Origin of the sequence: Archangium sp. (genome assembly GCF_036388035.1) — a bacterium.
GTDB lineage: Bacteria > Myxococcota > Myxococcia > Myxococcales > Myxococcaceae > Archangium.
Window position 1 is genome coordinate 1 of record NZ_DASVSO010000032.1, and the last position, 18848, is coordinate 18848.

General features: G+C 70.4%; 15 protein-coding genes. 5 read left to right on the forward strand and 10 right to left on the reverse strand.

Features of this window, described 5'->3' with window-relative positions; translation table 11 throughout:
* A partial coding sequence (locus VF697_RS01465) for a hypothetical protein (RefSeq protein WP_331091512.1) occupies positions 1-1349 on the reverse strand: 1349 nt, incomplete at its 3' end.
* A 298-nt stretch (positions 1350-1647) separates the two neighbouring features.
* Here VF697_RS01465 and VF697_RS01470 point away from each other — a divergent pair.
* Entirely contained in the window at positions 1648-4269 is a 2622-nt protein-coding gene (locus VF697_RS01470) for an SBBP repeat-containing protein (protein WP_331091514.1), read from the forward strand.
* Positions 4270-4278: 9 nt separating this feature from the next.
* Here VF697_RS01470 and VF697_RS01475 read toward each other — a convergent pair whose 3' ends face one another.
* The 6 genes from VF697_RS01475 to VF697_RS01500 form a co-directional block, all read right to left on the reverse strand.
* Positions 4279-6138 carry an ABC transporter substrate-binding protein gene (locus VF697_RS01475; RefSeq protein WP_331091516.1) on the reverse strand — a complete coding sequence of 620 codons (1860 nt, stop codon included), beginning with the start codon at positions 6136-6138 and terminating at the stop codon, positions 4279-4281.
* Positions 6135-6431: a hypothetical protein gene (locus tag VF697_RS01480; RefSeq protein ID WP_331091518.1), complete on the reverse strand. Its 297-nt coding sequence runs from the start codon at positions 6429-6431 to the stop codon at positions 6135-6137. The genes VF697_RS01475 and VF697_RS01480 overlap by 4 nt, the downstream gene beginning before the upstream one ends.
* A gap of 59 nt (positions 6432-6490) precedes the next feature.
* Positions 6491-7561 (reverse strand): hypothetical protein, encoded by a 1071-nt coding sequence (locus tag VF697_RS01485; RefSeq protein WP_331091519.1) that lies wholly within the window; start codon positions 7559-7561, stop codon positions 6491-6493.
* A 410-nt stretch (positions 7562-7971) separates the two neighbouring features.
* Positions 7972-8502, reverse strand: coding sequence for a hypothetical protein (locus VF697_RS01490; protein ID WP_331091521.1), 531 nt, complete (start codon positions 8500-8502; stop codon positions 7972-7974).
* Positions 8499-9506, reverse strand: a complete 1008-nt coding sequence (locus VF697_RS01495) for a M28 family peptidase (protein ID WP_331091523.1) — start codon at positions 9504-9506, stop codon at positions 8499-8501. Before VF697_RS01495 ends, VF697_RS01490 begins: the two co-directional genes overlap by 4 nt.
* Positions 9503-10039: a hypothetical protein gene (locus VF697_RS01500; RefSeq protein ID WP_331091525.1), complete on the reverse strand. Its 537-nt coding sequence runs from the start codon at positions 10037-10039 to the stop codon at positions 9503-9505. The genes VF697_RS01495 and VF697_RS01500 overlap by 4 nt, the downstream gene beginning before the upstream one ends.
* A 174-nt stretch (positions 10040-10213) precedes the next feature.
* Here VF697_RS01500 and VF697_RS01505 point away from each other — a divergent pair, with 174 nt between their 5' ends.
* From VF697_RS01505 to VF697_RS01515, 3 genes are all read left to right on the forward strand, one after another.
* On the forward strand, positions 10214-11146 hold the full coding sequence (locus VF697_RS01505; RefSeq protein WP_331091527.1) for an MBL fold metallo-hydrolase: 933 nt from the start codon (positions 10214-10216) through the stop codon (positions 11144-11146).
* Positions 11147-11211: 65 nt separating this feature from the next.
* Positions 11212-12162 (forward strand): AAA family ATPase, encoded by a 951-nt coding sequence (locus VF697_RS01510; RefSeq protein ID WP_331091528.1) that lies wholly within the window; start codon positions 11212-11214, stop codon positions 12160-12162.
* A gap of 2 nt (positions 12163-12164) precedes the next feature.
* Positions 12165-12824, forward strand: a complete 660-nt coding sequence (locus VF697_RS01515; RefSeq protein ID WP_331091530.1) for a DUF4276 family protein — start codon at positions 12165-12167, stop codon at positions 12822-12824.
* Between the two features lie 4 nt (positions 12825-12828).
* Here the strand turns inward: VF697_RS01515 and VF697_RS01520 are convergent, their stop codons facing one another.
* Both VF697_RS01520 and VF697_RS01525 read right to left on the reverse strand, forming a co-directional pair.
* Positions 12829-13548: a hypothetical protein gene (locus VF697_RS01520; protein WP_331091532.1), complete on the reverse strand. Its 720-nt coding sequence runs from the start codon at positions 13546-13548 to the stop codon at positions 12829-12831.
* A gap of 56 nt (positions 13549-13604) precedes the next feature.
* A complete protein-coding gene (locus VF697_RS01525; protein WP_331091534.1) occupies positions 13605-15881 on the reverse strand; it encodes an ATP-binding protein in 2277 nt (758 codons plus the stop codon).
* A gap of 226 nt (positions 15882-16107) precedes the next feature.
* Between VF697_RS01525 and VF697_RS01530 the strand changes: the two genes are divergently transcribed.
* Entirely contained in the window at positions 16108-18312 is a 2205-nt protein-coding gene (locus tag VF697_RS01530) for a tryptophan synthase alpha chain (RefSeq protein ID WP_331091536.1), read from the forward strand.
* A 3-nt stretch (positions 18313-18315) separates the two neighbouring features.
* Here the strand turns inward: VF697_RS01530 and VF697_RS01535 are convergent.
* Positions 18316-18848: imm11 family protein (locus tag VF697_RS01535; RefSeq protein WP_331091538.1), on the reverse strand; the 533-nt coding region annotated here is incomplete at its 5' end.

An 18848-nucleotide genomic window follows, 5' to 3' on the forward strand; every position in this document is an offset into this window, starting at 1 on the left:
CCGCCGAACGGCACGTTGTTCACCTGGAAGAAGTAGCTGGTGGTGGAGGTGTCCGCGCGGCCCGCGTTCGGACTGGTCGCATCCTGCTCGATGAACTGGAAGGGGATGAGGCCGATGCCCATGACCAGGATGCCCGGGTCCACGGGGAGTTCCGCATCCAGCGTGCCGATCTCGTCGTCGCTGACGATGAAGAGGCCGTGCGTGGTCATCACCATCACGCTCTGGGAGCGCTTCGGAGTCGCGGTCAGCACCGGCTCCGCGGCGAGGGTGGGGGCCTCCAGGTCTCGCAGGCGGATCACCTCGTTGGAGTCCAACCGCGACAGGTAGAGGGCCGTGTGCTCGTCATCCGCCCACTCGAGGAGGCCGGTGGCACCGAGCTCCGTGCGCAGCACCTTGTGCAGGGTGCCCTTGCCCTCGGAGTTGATGTTGATGCTCAGCAAGCGACCCGTCTTGCCCGTGGCCGCGTCCACCGCCATGTCCGTGACGTACGCCCGGGTGCCATCCTTGCTCAGGAGCAGGCCCGTGGCGCCGGTGAGCCCGGTGTACACGACCTCCAGCGTCCTCACCTTCGGGTTCACCCGCAGGAGGGCATCACTGTTGACGATGTACACGTAGCCGCCGTGCACCGCGAGCTGCCGGGGGTCGTTGCGCACGGGCTCCCCGGCCTTGCGCACGGCCCAGTCCGCCACGATGTACGCCGCGGACGCCGGCTTGAAGAGCTTCGAGCCCGCGGTGTCATCGCGCGGCACGCGGTACACCGTGCCCACATCGCGCCCGTTCACCTTGCGCAGGGCGGAGACGTAGGCCACGGTGACGCCATTCTCCACCGCCAGCACCAGGTCGCGTGGGTCCTGGTAGCCGAAGCCCACCGGCGTGATGTACTTGCCGAAGCGGTAGGTGGCCCACTCGACCTTCGTCTTGCCACTCGCGGCGTCCTTGAAGATGCGCAGCTTGGCGAAGTTACCCGTGCCGGTGGAGACCGCGTAGCAATTGCCCGCGGTGGACTCCCCGCCCTCGGGGAAGCCGTCGGCTCCGTAGACGAGCTCCTGCAGGGACTCCGCTTCCGTGTCGAAGCGGGGGATGCGCGCCAGCCCAGACATCATCTCCGGGTAGAGTTCCACCCCATCCCAGATGATGTCCGGGGCCCCATCCCCATCCAGGTCCAACCCGGTGTCGGGCAGCTCGGCGATGCCGCTTGAGATGAGCGCGTAGGGCGTGATGCGCCACTCGTTGATGAGACCCGTGGGGTTTGTCGGGTTGTTGCGCTCGAGGAAGTAGATGTACTCCGAACCGGGCAGGCTGTCCGCGCCACGCCCACCAATGACGTTGTCGATCTTCTTGTATGACATTGCGACCTCCGTGAGTGTTGCGAGGACATAATGCTGTATGGGTCTGACATTCCCGGGCCTTCGGACTTGTAAAGTCTTGCAGGTAGAAGTGTGCCCACCAGCGCGCGCGCAAGGCCGGAGAGTGGGGCTCCGTGACCCGGGACTTGAAAGGTATTGCAATAAGAGACACGAGCCCGCTGGGCGCGCATTCCATGCCTTGCAGGTGACCCTGGGTTTAGCCAATCTTCACTCGCAGTCACCTTTACTCGCAGTCACAGCCCGCCCGTAAGGGCGGTACGCACCCGAATTGGAGAGACACATGCGCAGCTGGCTGAAGAAACTGGGCACGGCAGGGACGGCCCTCGCAGTCGGAGTCGTCGGCGGGGCCCCGTCGGCCTCGGCCTCCACCACCGAGCCGCCCGATTGGAGTCAGTTGCTGGGCACCAGCGGGCATGACCAGGCCGTGGCCGTGGCCGCTTCGTCCAGTGCCGTCTTCACGGCGGGCTACACCGGCGGGGCGATGCCAGGCAATTCGAGCGCGGGTGGCTTCGACGTCTTCCTCACCCGGCACACCGAGGGCGGCTCGCGGGAGTGGCTCCGCCAGTTCGGCACCTCCAGCAATGACTACGTGACGGGGCTCGCCGTGCACGACCGGGACCCGGCCACGGTCTCCCTCTACGTGACGGGCTACACGGGCGGCGCCCTCCATGGCAACCCGAGCGCGGGCGGACAGGATGTCTTCCTCGTGAAGCTCGACACGGCAGGCACCCGCCTCTGGACGCGCCAGCTCGGCACCAGCGCGGGGGACTACGCGCAGGGCGTGGCCACCGATGCGGACGGCCATGTCTATGTCACCGGCTACACCTCCGGCGCCCTGCACGGCAACCCGTACGCCGGCGGGCAGGACCTCTTCCTCGTGAAGTACGACGCCTCTGGCACCCGCCTCTGGACGCGCCAGCTCGGCACCGCTCAGAACGAGCAGGCCCGTGGCGTGGCGGTGGACGTGGAAGGCCACGTCTACGTGGCGGGCTTCACCTGGGGCGGCCTGGACGGCAACCCGAGCGCCGGCGGGCAGGACTTCTTCCTCGTGAAATACGACGCCTCCGGTGCCCGGCTCTGGACGCGCCAGCTCGGCACCAACGGCCAGGACGTGGTCCAGGGCGTGGCCACCTCGCGGCGCACCACTGGCGAGGTGGACGTCTATGTGGTGGGCCGCACCGCGGGGGGCGCGGACGGCCGCGGGCTGGACGGCAACCCCCAGCTCGGCGACTACGACATCGTCGTGGTGCGCTACGACGCCTCCGGCACCCGCCTCTGGACGCGCCAGACGGGGACCGCTGCGGAGGACTCGGCCTCGGGGGTGGCGTCCGACGGAGCGGGCAACGTCTACGTCACCGGCTCGATGAGCCGAAACCTGGAGACGGGCAGCGCGCTGGTCGGCAACGACCTGGTGCTGCTCAAGTACGACCGCGATGGCACGCGGCGCGCGGCCCGCCAGCTGGGCTCCGCTGCCACCGCGGGCACCCCCACCCCGAGTGACTGGGGACTCGCCGTCGCGGCGGATGTCGGCACCGGCGTCTACGTGGCGGGGTTCACCGAGGGCCCGCTGGGCAGCAGCGGGAGCGCGGGTGGCAAGGACGCCGCCCTGGTGCGCTACACCGAGGGCTGCGAGCGCGCCACCCCGGGCCAGTGCCGCCTGGCCTATGGCTGGGGCCGCAAGAGCGCCTCCTGGAGCCGCCAGCTCGGCACCGCCTTCGAGGACGGCGCCGAGAGCGTCGCCAGTGCCAGCGACGGCAGCCTCTACCTCGTCGGGCAGACGCTGGGCAGCCTGGAGGACAACACCCCCCAAGGTGGCCAGGATGCCCTCCTGATGAAGTACGACGCCTCCGGGCCCCCCGTGTGGACGCGGCAGCTCGGTACTCCCGAGGACGACTCGGCCCAGGGTGTCGCCGTGAGCGGGGACTCGCTCGTCTACGTGGCCGGCACCACCTCCGGAGCGCTCGGGGAGGAAGGGAGCGCTGGCAGCCTCGACGTGTTCCTCGCCAGCTTCGAGGCAGACGGCACGCCGCGCTGGGCCCACCAGCTCGGCACCAGCGGCTTCGATGGCGCCAGCGGCGTGGCCACTGATACCAGTGGCCGCGTCTACGTGGCCGGCACCACCGATGGACGCCTGGAGGAGGGCGGGAAGGCCACCGGGCTCGGGGGAGACTTCTTCCTCGCCAGCTACGCGGCGGACGGCACGCGCCGCTGGGTGCGCCAGCTGGGCACGGAGGAGGCCGAGGCCACCGCGGGAGTGGCCGTCGGCCCCGACGGAGCCATCTACCTCACGGGCCACACCGCAGGGAGCCTCGCGGCGACGAGCCAGGGAGGCTGGGATGTCGTCGTCGCCCGCTTCGACGCGGACGGCACGCGGCGGTGGGTGATGCAGTACGGGACGGCCGGGGACGAGTACGCGGCCGGTGTCACCGCGAGCGTCTCCGGGCGTGTCAACGTGGCGGCCTCCACCACCGGCGCGGTGCCGGGCCACGCCAACGCCGGCGCGGAGGATCTGCTCCTGCTCTGGCTCGACGCGGCGAGCGGACGCGTGGACCGGGCCCTCCAGACGGGAACGAGCGAGACCGATATCGCGGGGGGACTCGCCGCCGACACGAAGGGCAATACCTTCCTCGTCGGCAGCACGCAGGGAGTCCTCTCCGGAGGCACCAGCCAGGGATGGCAGGACCTCGTCCTCCTCAAACACGACGCGAGCGGTGCGCTCCAATGGCAGTGCCAGGACGGCACCTCTTCCGACGAGCACGCTCGGGGCATCGCCCTGGATGCCGCCGGCGACCTCACCCTCGCCGGCAGCACCTATGGCACCTATGGGGACAACCTGGGCCTGGGGGACCTGGATATCCTCCTCATCCACCACGCCACGGCCGGAGCCTCGCCCTGCCCCTGAGGGCGCGCCTCAGGACTTGAGGTACCAGAGGGACGCGCTCGCGTTGACGTCCGGGCTCGCCGGGTCCCGCTCCAACAGGCCTGGCACCTGGACGTGGAGCTGTTCACCGACACGCGTCAGCGTCCACTCGCCCAGGTCCGTCAGCCGCTCGAACCAGGCGTCGTCGTAGGGCATGACAGCGAGGTGGAGCTCCTGCTGCTCCACCCGCTCCCCCAGCCGGTCCAGGTCCGGCACCCCCAGCACGGTGAGCCGATCCAACCGCGGCGCCCCCCGGAAGTGCCCGCGGAAGGCGCGCAGCACCACCCTCTCCGGCGAAAAGGACTCCACCCGGAAGGGTCCACAGCCCACCGGTTTGTGGCCGAAGCCCTTGGGGTCCGCCTCGTACGCCGAGCGCGGCACGATGCCCAGGGTCAGCAGCGGCTCGAGGGCATCCGGGGACCACAGGAGGAACTTCACCCGGGGCCCGTCCAGGAGGACCTCGTGGACCCGCATGATGGCCTCGAGCCAGGGCGAGTCCAGCGACCACAGCCGCAGGAAGGAGAAGCACACGTCCTCGGCCTTCACCGGGGAGCCGTCGTGGAAGCGCACGTCCGGGCGCAGCGTGACGGTGACCGAGTAGACCCGGCCGCCCGCGACGTCCACCGGCGTGGGAGTCGTCCAGGACTCCGCCAGGTCCGGCACCAGGGTGCCCTTGGGGCCGCGGCGACCCAACCCGCGGAACACCAGCCCAAGGACGTTCGAGCCATCCACGGGGCCCATCAGCAGTGGATCCAACGTGCTGGGGACCCGGTAGTCGCCCACCACGAGCGACTGCTGGGGCCGCACCTCGAGGATGCGGCTGAAGGAGAGCGCGGCCCGGTCCAGGCCCGGCAGCTCGCCCGCCACGTCCGCCACGAAGCGCACGGTGTGACGCCCCGCGGGCAGCTTCAGCTCGCGGCGCAGGCCACTCTCGGTGGAGCGCTGCCCCGGCTCCAGCGGGCCATGGGGCAGCACCGGCCCCGGTTCCCCGTCCACGGACCACTGCACGGAGAAGGCGCGCGTGGGCAGGGTGCCCCGGTTCACCAGCACCGCCTCCACCTGCACGGGCTCTCCCTCCAACAGCGCCTCCGTGCCCGCGAGCACCTCCTCCACGCGCAGATCCAAGGTGGTGCCCTCCCACATCACCACGTTGGTGGGCTGGGCGTTCATCACCACGAAGACGAGGCCCGTCCCGAGCGCCTCGGCGGGCGCCTCCACCGTCAGCCGCGAGCCGCTCCACTCCAGCACCCGCGCCTTGCGCCCGTGGAACATCACCTCCGCATCGGCGGGCCGCGCCGCGCCGAAGTTGCCGCCCTCGAGCACCACCTGGCTGCCCGGCGCACCCCGCACCGGCTTGAGGGCCGAGACGAAGGGCACGCCCCGCCAGAAGCGCAGCCGGGTCTCGGCGATGCCGGACTTGCGGCTCACCTCCGCGAGCATGGCCGAGGTGCGCGTGTAGCGCAGCAGGTCGTCCACCGAGTAGATGGCGATGGCGTTGAGGGCCTGGATCTCCCCGGGGGTGATGCCCGGCAGGGTGCTCAGCGGCGCGGACGTGGTGGAGTCGTCCAACGGCCTGCGCATCCCGACGAGCTGGCTCTCCAGCATCTGGGCGAAATCCAACCGCAGCAGCGTGTCGCTGCTGCCGCCCGGATCCAGGGAGCGGAAGAAGAGGCGCCCGTCGGGCGCGTGGCGCATCGTCACCTCCACGTCGAGGGCGATCTTCTTGATGGCGAAGGAGACCTTGCGCGCATAGGACTTGAGGGCCAGCGTGTCCTCCGCGCGGTCCACCTCGGCGGAGATGGCGTCCACCAGGTCCGCCAGCTGCCACTCCACGTTGTCATTGGAACTCATGGGTCCTCCGGGAGCGCGGGCGCTTGGGACGCCTGGACTCCGATGGTGATGTGGATGCGGCCAAGGCGCCCGGCGGTGGGCGACTCTCGCGTCGACGGCAACGACAAGACGAAACGGGCCGGCTCCTGCTCCGGGTCCGCTCCGGCGGCCCTCAGCCACAGATGCGTGGGGAGGTCCATGTCCACGTGCGTTACCTGCAACTTCAGGGAGGCGTCCTCCGACTCGCGCTGGAGGGAGGGGGCCAGGTCGTCGAAGAACAGGGACAGCAGGTCACCCAGGGTGATGTCACTCATGGCGGGAAAGGCCCGGAGGCCGGCGGCACGAGGGCCGCCGGCCTCCTAGCGCGAGAGGCTCAGACGATGGGGTCGTCCTTGATGAAGGGCGGGAAGGACTCGGTGCGGAAGTGGAGCTTCACCTGCCCGATGATCTCCGCGTTCATCGTCACGGAGTCGAACGAGGTCTCGTCCACGGTGGACACCCGCACGTCGCTGGAGCCGTAGGAGAACGAGGCACCGAAGCGCTTGCTCCCGTAGCCCGCGCTCACGCCCCAGCCGCTGCTCTGCGCATCGTAGCGGCTCGAGGAGGTGAGCTGCTGGTCGGTGGCGTTCACCTTGAAGGTGAGCTTGGACAGCAGCTCGCCGTCGGTGACGACGATGCGGGCCATGCCCTCGCGCGCCATGGCCCGGAGGTGCTCGATCATGCTCTTGGCGATCAGCTTGCTGACTGCATCACGGGCCTTGTTGACCCACTCCTCCTTGAAGGACTCCTTGCCCCCCTGGATGTCGATATCCGGGTCGAACGTGAGCAGGGGCGTGAGGTTCTTCACGTCGCCCACCAGGGCGTTGGCCACGAGGAGCAGGTTCTCGCGAGCCGTCCGCTCGGGGATGCCGAGGTCATCATTCGCGACGGTCCCCACGAAGGTGTAGGTGGGCCGGACACTGGTGCCACCCCCCCCGTCCGGGAAGCGGTCGGCGAGGTACTTGGTGACGTCCGCGGGGGTGACGTGATCCGCCTGGAAATCCGCGAGCGTCTTGGCCAGCCTGGCCACCATGTTGGAGTAGGCATCCATCTGCTTGATGGTGGCGCCGACGATGGCGTCGAAGGTGCCGTTGATGAGGCCCGCGGTGAACTCCACGAAGCCCAGCTCCTTCACCTGCTTGATGGCGCTCACGCCCTTGTCGACGGCCACCCCGTCGAGCGGGCCGAGGGTGGTCGCTGCGGCGCCCTTCGCGCGCTGGGCGAGCTCGCGCACCGCTCCGTGCACGACCTCCCCCACCGCTTGGCGCACCGCCTGGCGCTCCTTCGGGTCCTGGATGCCCACGACCGCGTCGTCGATAGCCTTGACGAGCGGTCCGAGCTCCTGCTCGAAGCCGGTGTCCATCTTGCCCTGCGCCTTGCCGCGTGCCTTGGTCTTCTTTTCCATGGATGTGTTTCCTTGTTGTTGCAGCGTTGAAGAGACACGTCGCGAGCGACCAGCCGTGCGCGGGAAGACGGCTCCCCCGACTCTCGGAGGACCGGATGGGCCCCTGACGGAGCAGACCTATCTGGCGTGCGATGGAGCCACTATGCGCGAGGGGTCTGACATTGCGGGGAAAGAGAGAATTCAACCCTTACCCAGAGTGCGAGTGTTCCACGGCCAGAGAACCCAGAACACTCACAGCTTCTATGTCAGCCCATTCAGCACACACAAATCAGCATCGCCTGGCTTGACTTGGCAGACGCGCGCAAGGCGGCGAACCCGCGACAAGGGTTGTCAATCCCTACCAGACCCAAGAGGAATCATCTCGCGCGAGACAGGACGGCGTCTCTCAAATCAAGGGATGGACCGCGACATCACAGCGCCACGCCCACCTCGAGCAGGGTGAGCCCGTAGAGCAGGCCGAGCCCGGGCCGGTCGGTCCCCACGCCCACGCCCAGCTCGAAGAGCGACACCTGCGCCTGCCCCAGGTTGAAGCGCGAGGGCGCGAGCGTCACCCCGAGCCCCAACGACGGCGCCGCGCTGCGCGAGGGGTGCTCGGGGGTGAAGAAGTCCAGCCGGTCGCCGACGAGGCCGGTGAGGCTCACCAGCGCCGCTGGAGCCCACCTCCCCTGGCGCTGCACGCCCGCGCCCACCCGCACCGCGAACGCCGTGCCCAGGCCCGTGAGCCCGCTCGCATCCGCCTGGAGCAACCACCGCCCGTCCACCGTGTCCCGCAGGCCGAAGCCGCCCCCCACTCCGCCGTGGGTGCGCGCCTGCGAGAGGTACACCGTCGCCCCCGAGCGGGCATACAGCGAGAGCTGGTGCCTCGGGGGCACCGCGGCCTCCCCGGCCGGAGCCGGCGCGGTCGCCAGCGTGGAGAGCACCAGGAGCGTGGAGGTCATCATGGCAGCGGTCCCTCCGCCCAGTAGGCGAGGCCGGCGGCGGACAGCCGCGTGACGTCCGTGAGGAAGTCCGGGTCCAACGTGGCGGGTACGTCCCGGGCGGTGTGGTAGTGGGGGTTGCGGAAGTTGGCGGTGTCGGTGAGGAAGATGGAGCTCTGCCCGGCCATCCAGAAGGGGGCGTGGTCGCTGCGCATGAGGTTGCCCGTGGCGGGGCCGGTGCCATCCTCGGGCGTCAGCACGCCCCGCAGGGACACGCCGAGCCGGGTGCCCAGCGCGTACAGCTCCTCCAGCCGCACGTTGGAGCGCTCGTTGGCGATGGCGGCGATGAAGTCACCCGTGTTGGGAATGGGGAAGCCGGGCAGTCCCAGTTGCGCGCCGGGCGTCGCGTCCTTGTAGCCCACGCAGTCGAAGACGATGGAGGTGACGATCTTCTCCCGTGGGAGCGCGCTCACGTAGCGCGTGCTGCCCACGAGGCCCAGCTCCTCCAGGTCGAAGCCCACGAAGCGCACGGTGCGCGCGAAGCGCTTGCCCGAGGCCAGCCGCGCCATCTCCAGCATCGCAGCCACGCCCGAGCTGTTGTCATCCGCTCCCGAGAAGTAGGCGTCATAGTGGGCACCCACCACCACCACCTCGTCGGGGCGCTCGGTGCCGCGCAGCTCGGCGATGACGTTGGAGGTGGGAAAGCGCGGATCCTCCGTGTCGTGCGTGGTGACGGTGTAGCCGAGCGACTCGAAGCGCTCGCGCACGAGCTGGCGGGCCTTGTCGCGGGTGAGGTTGCACACGGGCCGGCGCGCGGTGTCGATCTCCGAGGGCGCGAAGAGGCCACAGTCGAGCGGCGTGTCCTCACGGTGCGAGGCGACGAGCGCGTCCACGTCCGACATCAAGCGCTGCCCCTGCACGCCCGCGGCGAAGTCTCCGGCGCGGGAGAGGGCGGCCTCGTCGGGGGTGGCGCGCGAGGCGCAGGAACTCACGGCGAGGAAGAGGAGTGCGGCGAACAGGGGTCTCACAGTGTCATCCCCAGATGCAGGAGGCCGAGCTGCAAGCGCAGGGTGGAGCCGGGCCGGTTGAGGGTGGTGCCCCACTGGAGCTCGAGAGCGCTCACGGTGAAGCGGCGGAAGGCGAAGCGCAGGGGCACGGCGTGGAGGGCGACGTAGGCGGGCCCGAGCTGCTCGGCCTGCCGACGCGAGAGGTCCTCGGGAAAGCCACTCGTGGGCGGGAGGATGATGGGCAGGCCGCTGAGGCCCAGCTCCGGACCCACCGCGGGCCGCCAGAAGCCCGACTGCGTGGAGAGCAGGGCACGGGCGTAGAGCTCGACTGGCAGGTTGCCCCGGCCCGAGGGGGCCCAGCGCACTCCGCCTCCGAGGCGCCAGGAGCCGAGCTCGCGCGCATAGGCGGCCTCCAGGGACAGGCGGGGTGCGGAGGCGTTGTAGACGCCGCCATTGGTGAGGATGACGGCGGTGGTACCGAGGGACACCTCGTGTCCCGTGGCGGCCGAGAGGCTCGGCACGAGCAAGGCGGCGAGGAGCAACCAGGAGCGCATGGGCCGCGGACTCTAGCCCGTGCCCCGAGCAGGCGCGAGGCGGGTGGGCGCGTCACAGCAGGCAACCAGGCCCCCTGCGCGCCTCCACGGCTGGCCCGCCGTGGCACCACACCCCACCTTTCGCACGAACGGAGCCGCGGGCCAGAGGAAGCCCGAGCGGAAGGGAGCCGCGGGATGCGCGTCCACCATTTGAACTGCGTGACGATGTGCCCACCGGGTGGGCGGCTGATGGATGGCCGGCGCCGGCCGAGGGGAGTGCCCGCGGCGCTCACGTGCCACACCCTCCTGCTGGAGACGGAGCAGGGGCTGGTGCTGGTGGACACGGGCTTTGGCCTGGAGGACGTGCGCAACCCGAGGCCCCGGCTCAGCCCCTTCTTCCTGGCGATGAATCGGCCTCAGCTCAACGAGGAGATGACGGCGATCCGCCAGATTGAGCGGCTGGGCTTCAAGGCCGAGGACGTGCGGCACATCGTGCTGACGCACCTGGACTTCGATCATGCCGGGGGCCTGGACGACTTCCCGACGGCGCGGGTGCACGTGATGGCGGCCGAGGCCGAGGGCGCGGTGGCGCAGACGACGTGGCTCGACCGGCGGCGCTTCCGTCCCCGGCAGTGGAGCACGCAGCCGCACTGGGTGACGTACCCGATGCCGCGCGGAGGCTCGCGCTGGTTCGGCTTCGAGTGCGTGAGGGATCTGGAGGGCCTGCCGCCGGACATCCTGCTGGTGCCGCTGGTGGGGCACACGCTGGGACACTCGGGCGTGGCGGTGCAGCTCGCGGACGGGTGGCTGCTGCACGCCGGAGACGCGTACTTCTACCACCAGGAGATGAACCCGAACCGGCCTCGGTGTACGCCCGGGCTGTGGGCGTACCAGGAGCTGATGCAGAAGGACGGACGGCTGCGCAAGCTCAACCAGGAGCGGCTGCGCGAGCTGGTGCGCCGGCATGACCGGGACGTGCGGGTGTTCTGCGCCCACGACGCGGTGGAGTTCGAGCGCATGGAGGAGGAGTCGCGCGCCCACGAGCCCCACGCGCTGCGCGGCCTCGCCTCGGTGGAGCAGACGCCGGAGCAGACGTCGGACACCCCGCCCGTGCCGCCCCTCCTCTGAGCAGCGTGGGACACCGACACGTGAGTCTCGGAGCCCCCAGGCTCCGGGACTGTTAAGGTGTACCCGTGATTCGCAAGGTGCACTTCAAGAACTTCCGCTGCCTGCGGGACGTGGAGCTGACGCTCGAGCCGCTGACGGTGCTCGTGGGCCCCAACTCGTCCGGGAAGACCTCGGTGCTGGAGGGGTTGCGACCACTGAGCTACGACGTCCCGGATTTCTGGCGACACGATTTGACGCAGCACATCTCCATCGAATGGCGCTACCAGGACGACACCACCCGGAAAATCACCTTCGGACGTTCGGAGCTCCCGAATTCCATTAATGCCAAGCGCCGCCAGATACAGCTGGGCTCACATCCCACCCACAAGGTGCAATCGCTATCACTCGATCTTCCCACACTTCGCAGTGAGAACACCCTGATGGTGGCTTCACGGTTGAACCGCACAGGAGACAACCTCACCAACGTCTTCGCGTCCCTGACACGGCAACAGCAGTCCGCCGTCGCCAAGGAGTTGTGCCGGTTGGTCCCGATGTTCAGCGACGTGGACCTCCAACCGACCATGGAGGGAAGGCACCGGCTCCGCTTCCAGGATCGCTGGAACCCGGACCTCTGGCTCGCACCGAAACAGGTCTCCGACGGCACGATGCTTCTGCTGGCCTTCATCGTGCTCCAGCACCAGGACCCCACGCCGGAACTCATCACCATCGAGGAGCCCGAGCGCGCGCTGCACCCCTATCTCCTCGATGAACTCATCCAGATGCTCCGCAAGATGAGCACCGGAGAGATCGGCAAAAAAGCCGTCCAGGTGGTGCTCGCTACCCACTCCGCCGAGCTGCTCGAGTATGTCCGTCCCGAGGAGGTCCGCTTTCTCACCCGCTCGCACGAAGATGGCTCCGTGCGGGTGAACCAGGCGGCTACCGACACGCCCAATTGGCGCCGCGTCTACGAGACCTACAACCAATCGCTCGGCGGCATCTGGCTCTCTGGAGGCCTGGGCGGCGTCCCTGGAGCTTGAGCATGTTCCGCGTCGTCGTCTACGCTGAAGGCCCTGGCGAGCTGTCCGGCTGGGATACGACTCGCCAGCGTGCTCCCACCACTCCCCTCACCGAGAATGAGCTGGGAGCAGCCCATCTGCTCGTGCGGCGGTGCCTCGAGCGCTCGCGCGGCCTCGCCCCAGAATCCATCCGATTCGAGGAACCGCTCCGTACACCTCGCGGCAAGCTCGCCCGAGGCAGCATGCTCCACAGCCGCGACACGCTCCAGCAACTCCTCACATGGCCCGATGAAGAACTCATGCCACACCTCGCCATCGTGCTCGTCGACGCGGATGGCAAGCAGGAGGAACGGCGGCAGGAGCTGAACTCGGCCTTCGAGAGCCTCGTCGTCGAAGCCGTCGCCGCCGTGGCCCTCCAGGAGTTCGAGGCATGGCTCATCGCGGACGGAGAGGCCGTGAAGTCCGTCCTCCGCAAGCCCCTCGCACCGCCCAAGTCTCCCGAGAGTCTCGCGCGGCGTCAGGCGAAGGAGCTGCTCCAGCAGTGGTCCGACGCGCACGCCAGCAGCAAGGACCCGGCCGACATCCGCCGCCAGCTCGCCCAGGAGTGTGACCTCGACACGCTCGCCCGCGAGTGCCCCGCCTTCGCGGAGTTCCTTCGCGGGCTCGGGTCCGCTCGCTCCTGAGCCCCTAGAGCTGGATGTTCTCGTGCTTCACCAGCGCGGCGAGCGCCTCCTCCATCACCGCACGCGCCGCCGCCGTGAAGCGGTACAGCATCGTGTGGACCTGCCGGTCCGCCTCGTTGCGGTTCTCGCAGTGCTTCGAGTACTGCTCGAAGGCCTGCAGGCTGCTGACAATCTGCGACAGGTGGTTGGGGCACTCGCACTGCACCGCGCTGGAGACCTCCAGCAGCACGCCGAGCTGCTCCGGCGTGTAGCGCGGTGGCTTGGGGATGGCCGGCACCGGCACCGACGTCATCACCCCTGAATTCGGCCCCACCGCCGGAGCCGCCGAGGCCGTCGGCGTCACCGCCGCCTTCACCGGTTGCAACATGGCGTCCAGCACCGCCAGGTGCACGTGCGCGCGCAGCAGCGACAGCGAGATGGGCCCCTGCAGCAGCCGCACCTTCCCCACCGGGTATTGCTGCAGCACCCCGCGCTTGGCGAAGCGGTACGTCACGATGGCGTGCCGCGCCCCCGAGTTCTCCAGCAGCCCCGGCACCACCCCCGTGTCCACCGCGTTCAGCTCCAGGAAGTCCAGCGCCAGCACGTCCGGACGCTTCGCGGGCACCTCCGCGCGGAACGCCTCCAGCGACGTGCCCGACCAGACCACCTCCACGTCCCGCAGGGCCTGCGGATTCTCCCTCAACTGCGCGGGGTACGACTCTCCCAGCAGGGCCAGCTTCACCATGACTCACCTCGTGACGCCCGCCAGGGTCTCCCGACCCGATAACCGGCTCAACCCGACTAATGCATCAAACCCGGAACCTGCGCGGAGGCATCCACTTCCCGACTCGCCGACACCAGCGGTAGTTGGACGATGAACGTCGCCCCGTCCCCGGGGGTGCTCTCCACGTGGATGGTGCCCCCGTGCGCCTCCACGAGCTGTCGGACGATGTACAAACCCAGCCCGAAGCCCTCCTTCTTCCCCTTGGAGGACGAGGCCTTCTTGAAGCGCTCGAAGATGGAGTCCTGCTCCTCCAGGGGAATGCCCGGCCCGTGGTCGCGCACCGCCAGCCGCGCGTGGCTGTCCGTGTGCTCCACCCGCACCTCGATGGGGTGGCCCTTGCCGTGCTTGAAGGCGTTGGACAGCAGGTTCGTCAGCACCCGCTCCAGCCGCAGCCGGTCCCACCGCCCCACCACCCCCAGCTCCACGTCCAACACCACCCGGCTGCCCACCTCCGCCGCCTGCTCCGCGTGCCGCGCCACGCCCTCGTGCACCAGCTCCGCCAGGTCCACCTCCACCGCCTCCAGCTCCAGCCTCCCCGAGGACAGCCGCGAGAGGTCCAACAGGTTGTGCAGCAGCCGCCCCAGCCGCTGCGTCTGCCGCAGCGCCACGCCGAGCCCCTCGCGCAGCCTGTCCCCGTCCGCCGGTGGCGCGCGCCGCAGCTTGCCCAGCATGAGCTGCAGCGCGTTGAGCGGATTGCCCAGGTCGTGCGCCGCCACGCCGATGAGCTCCAGCGCCGCCTGCGCCTCGCGCAGCAGCCGCGCGTTGTCCAGCGCCAGCCCCGCGCGGCCCGCCAGCTCCTCGATGAACACCAGGTCCGTCTGGGTGAAGCGGCGCTCCGCGCTCGTGGACAGCAGGATGAGCACCCCCAGCGTCCGCCCGCCCGCGCGCAGCGGCACCGACAGGTAGGAGCGCGTGCCCAGCCGCCGGAAGAGCGCCAGGTGCTCGGCGTCCAGCGCCGACTCCTCCATCATCTCCGGCTTCACCTCGGTGACGAGCTCCGTCTGGCCCGTGCGCAGCAGCTCGCCGGCGTTGTGCCGCCAGTCACCCCGGGGCAGGCTGTAGCGGATGATGTCCCACATGACGCGCTCCTTCTCCGGGGAGACGTGGGCCACCGCGCGCGGCTGGGGCTCGCCCGTGGACGAGCGCAGGAAGAGCAGGCACCCATCGGCCAGCTCCGGCACCAGCCGCCGCGCCAGCTCCACCACCGCCAGGTCCGGATCCTCCTCCGCGTGGAAGAGCCGCTCGGCCTCGACGAAGAGGTGCTCGGCGCGCTCCACGCGGTTGCGCTCGGTGATGTCGCGGGTGAGCACGGCGTAGCCGTTGAGCCGGCCGCCCTCGTCGTGCAGCGCGGTGAGCAACGTCTCCGCCCAGAAGCGCGAGCCGTCCCGGCGCAGCCGCCACCCCTCGGACTCCAGCCGCCCCTCGCGCGCCGCCCGCTCCAGCTCCCGCTGGGGCTGGCCCTCCGCCACCGCCTCCGGCGGGTAGAGGATCGCGCCCGGCTGGTCGATGATGGCCTCGGCGCGCCAGCCCTGGATGCGCTCGGCGCCCGGGTTCCAGCTCGCCACCCGGCCCTGGGGGTCCAACAGGTAGAGGGCATAGTCCTTCACCCCCTCCACCAGCAGCCGGAAGCGCTCCTCGGTGGCCCGGGCCTCGTGGTGCAGGGGCCAGAGCGCGCGGGTGAGCACCCACGCCAGCCCCATGGCCACCAGCAACCCCAGCGTGGCCATGGCGAGGATGAGCCAGAACGCCCGGCGATCCGACTGCCGGGCGTGCCGTGTCCCCTCCTTCAACGAGCTGTCGGTGTAGAGCGACAGCCAGTCCAGCGCCTCGCGGACCCGCCGGCACTCCCCCGCCATGCGCTCGAAGTGCGCCGCCAGCCGCGCCTCGGAGGCGCCCCGCGCCCGGGCCTCCCGCATCGCCCAGGTGGCCTCCTCGTGCGCCTGCTCCGCGCGGGCCACCTCGTCCAGCAGGCCCGGCTCCTCGAGGCCCTCCTCGTGCGAGCGCAGGCGCTCCAGCGTGCCCAGGAATTCCTCCCGGGCCTGACGCGCCTCCCGCTGGTAGGACGCGTCGCCCGTCAGGTCGAAGTTGCGCTGGCTGGCGAGCTTGTCACTGAGGCTGCGGTGCAGCCGCTCCACCTCCACGCGGTGCAGGACGTGCTTGGCATTGAGCTGCTCGTCGTTGGTGAGCACCGAGCGCAGGGCGAGCGAGGTGATGGCGGCAATGGCCAGTGCCACCAGCAGCGAGGCCGTGAACCCCACCGCGATGCGCCTGGCGAACGTCCAACGACGCCGCATCGACTTCTCCTCCCCCCACGGGCAGCCGGCCCACGCAAGGTGGCCCCCCCGCCCGCCCGCCGGAATCGGTGCTCTCGGGCAAGGAGATGTCGGGAAGCCGTCGCCCGGTTGTTCTGGGGAACACGCCGCACCGTTCACCACCCACCGCCCCGGCCGCGGCGCACTTCCCTCGCCGGGGGGAGCGCCCCAGCTTCTCCCGCCACGGGACACGCGTGAAGGACGGGGAATGGGGCCGGGAAGCGGGCGGTGGTGGGCCGCGGGGCTGATCGCCCTGCTGGCCGCGTGCGGGGGGACGGTGCCGGAGCCGGAGCCGGCCACCCTGGCGCGCGCCGAGTGCCAGCCCCTCACCTGCGCCGGGCTGGGCCTGGACTGCGGCGTGACGATCGACGGCTGCGGGGGCGTGCTCCGCTGCGGCACCTGCTCCGAGGGAGAGGTGTGCGGGGGCTCGGGGGTGCCCAACGTCTGTGGCCCGCCCACGTGCCTGCCGGGCACCTGTGAGTCGCTGGGGAGGAACTGCGGCACGGTGTGGGACGGGTGCGGCGGGACGCTCGAGTGCGGCCTGTGCGAGGCGCCCGAGACATGCGGGGGCGGGGGGGTGCCCAACGTCTGCGGCCGGGCCCCCTGCACGCCCACCACGTGCACCGCGCTGGGCAAGGACTGCGGCACGGTGCCGGACGGGTGCGGCGGGGTGCTGGAGTGCGGCACCTGTCCCGAGGGCGAGACGTGTGGCGGGGGCGGGGCCCCCAACCTGTGCGGCCCGGCCTCCTGCGTGCCCACCACCTGCGAGGCACAGGCGAAGAACTGCGGCACCCTCTCCAACGGCTGTGGCGGCACGCTCGAGTGCGGCGAGTGCCCGGGGGGTATGACGTGCGGGGGGGGCGGCGTGCCCAACGTGTGCGGCGCGCCGCCCTGCACGCCCGCCACCTGCTCGACGCTGGGGAGCAACTGCGGCACGGTGCCGGACGGGTGCGGCGGGGTGCTGGAGTGCGGCACCTGCCCCGAGGGCGAGACGTGCGGCGGAGGCGGAGGGCCCAACCTGTGCGGCCCGGCCTCGTGCCTGCCCACCACGTGCGCGGCCCAGGGGAAGAACTGCGGCACCATCTCCAACGGGTGCGGGGGGACGCTCGACTGCGGCGAGTGCTTCGCGGGCGAGACGTGCGGCGGCGGCGGCGTGCCCAACGTGTGCACCACGCGCTGCGTGCGGGCCACCTGTGAGGAGCTGGGCAAGGACTGTGGCCTCGTGCCGGACGGGTGCGGCGGGGTGCTGGAGTGCGGCACCTGCACGGGGGGCAGGACGTGCGGGGGCGGCGGCGTGGCCAACGTCTGCGCCGAGCCGGGCTGCCGGCCCTACACCTGTGGCCTGCTGGGGAAGAACTGCGGCACGGTGCCGGACGGGTGCGGCGGGACGCTCTCCTGTGGCACCTGCCCCGAGGGCGAGACGTGCGGCGGAGGCGGCGTGGCCAACGTGTGCCACCGCGCGACGTCGGTGTGCGTGGACAGGGATCTGGGCAGCGCGCTGCCGGTGGGGGTGAAGGGCAGCACCCCGTACGCCAACGATGACCACCAGGCCTCGTGCGGTGGCGGGGGCGCGCCGGACCGGGGCTTCCTCTGGACGGCGCCGAGGAGCGGCACCTTCACCTTCGACACGGCGCGCTCGGCGATGGACTCGCTGCTGTGCCTGCGGCGGGACGGCTGCGGGGGCGAGGAGCTCGCGTGCGCCACGGACGGCATCAGCTACGGGGGGGGCGCGCGGGTGACGGCCTCGCTGCGGGAGGGCGAGCGGGTGCTGGTGGTGGTGGACTCGCCGATGGGCGGGAGCTTCAGCGCGGGTGACTTCGAGCTGCACATCCAGGAGCAGACGGCGAGCGAGGCGGGCCGGTGCTTCGACGGGGCGGACAACGACGGGGACCGGTGGGTGGACTGCGCGGACACGGACTGCCAGGCCGAGCCGGGCTGCGGCGGGAGCGGGTGCGCGCACACGGACCTGGGCAGCGCGCTGCCGGTGACGTTCCTCGGGGACACGGTGCAGTCGGGGGACGGCTTCCAGGGGACGTGCGGGACGAGGATGCAGCAGGACCGGGCGCACCTGTGGACGGCACCGGTGAGCGGCACCTACGTCTTCGACACGGCGGGCAGTGGCTACGGCAACGCGCTGTACGTGCTGACGCGGTGCCGGGGAGGCCTGGAGCTGGCGTGCGCGGCGAACACGAGCGCGGGGAAGACGGGCGCGCCGGTGGTGAAGCTGTCGCTGGAGCAGGGGCAGACGGTGCTGGTGGTGGTGGACGGGATGGCCAATGCCGTCGCGGGCACGCCCATCCGCTACACGCTGCACATCAACGAGTACGTGGCCCGGGAGACGGGCCACTGCACCAACGGCGCGGACGACGACGCGGACGGCCGGGCGGACACCGCGGACTCCGACTGCCGGTGAGGGCTATACCTCCACGAAATACGTCCCGGTGGCGCCGATGCGCTCCAGCGCGTCCTTGATCTCTTCGGAGACAATGAGGACGACCGTCCATCCCCAGGTACGGAACACCTGGGCATCCCCTACTTTCGAGGGGTCGATCCGCATCCCGTAGACGTCCCGGTAGTGTCCGACCTTCTCGGGTCGTCCATCCTCCGGCGTCCAGATCTCCACCTCCTTGCATGCCGCATCGTCGATGCATCGACGAGTCTTGGTCGCGACGAGGATGCAGAACTGATCCGGCTGACCTTCGACGTCCACGGGAAAGAGTTGCACGTCCTCGGGAGCAAGCTCCGCGAATACGGAGGCCACCCGGACGTGGACCAGGGGAATGGCGAGGCCCGCGAGAGTGAAATCGAGCGGTTTGCCAGGACGGTCAATGGCGATCTTCAGACGTCCTGGGTTGGGAAGGAGCCTGCCGTCCGTGAACATCCACGGGTCGTCCACTTCCTGGCCCCGTTGGTCAGTGGGGTTGTGGAGATGCCAACGCCCGGGGACAT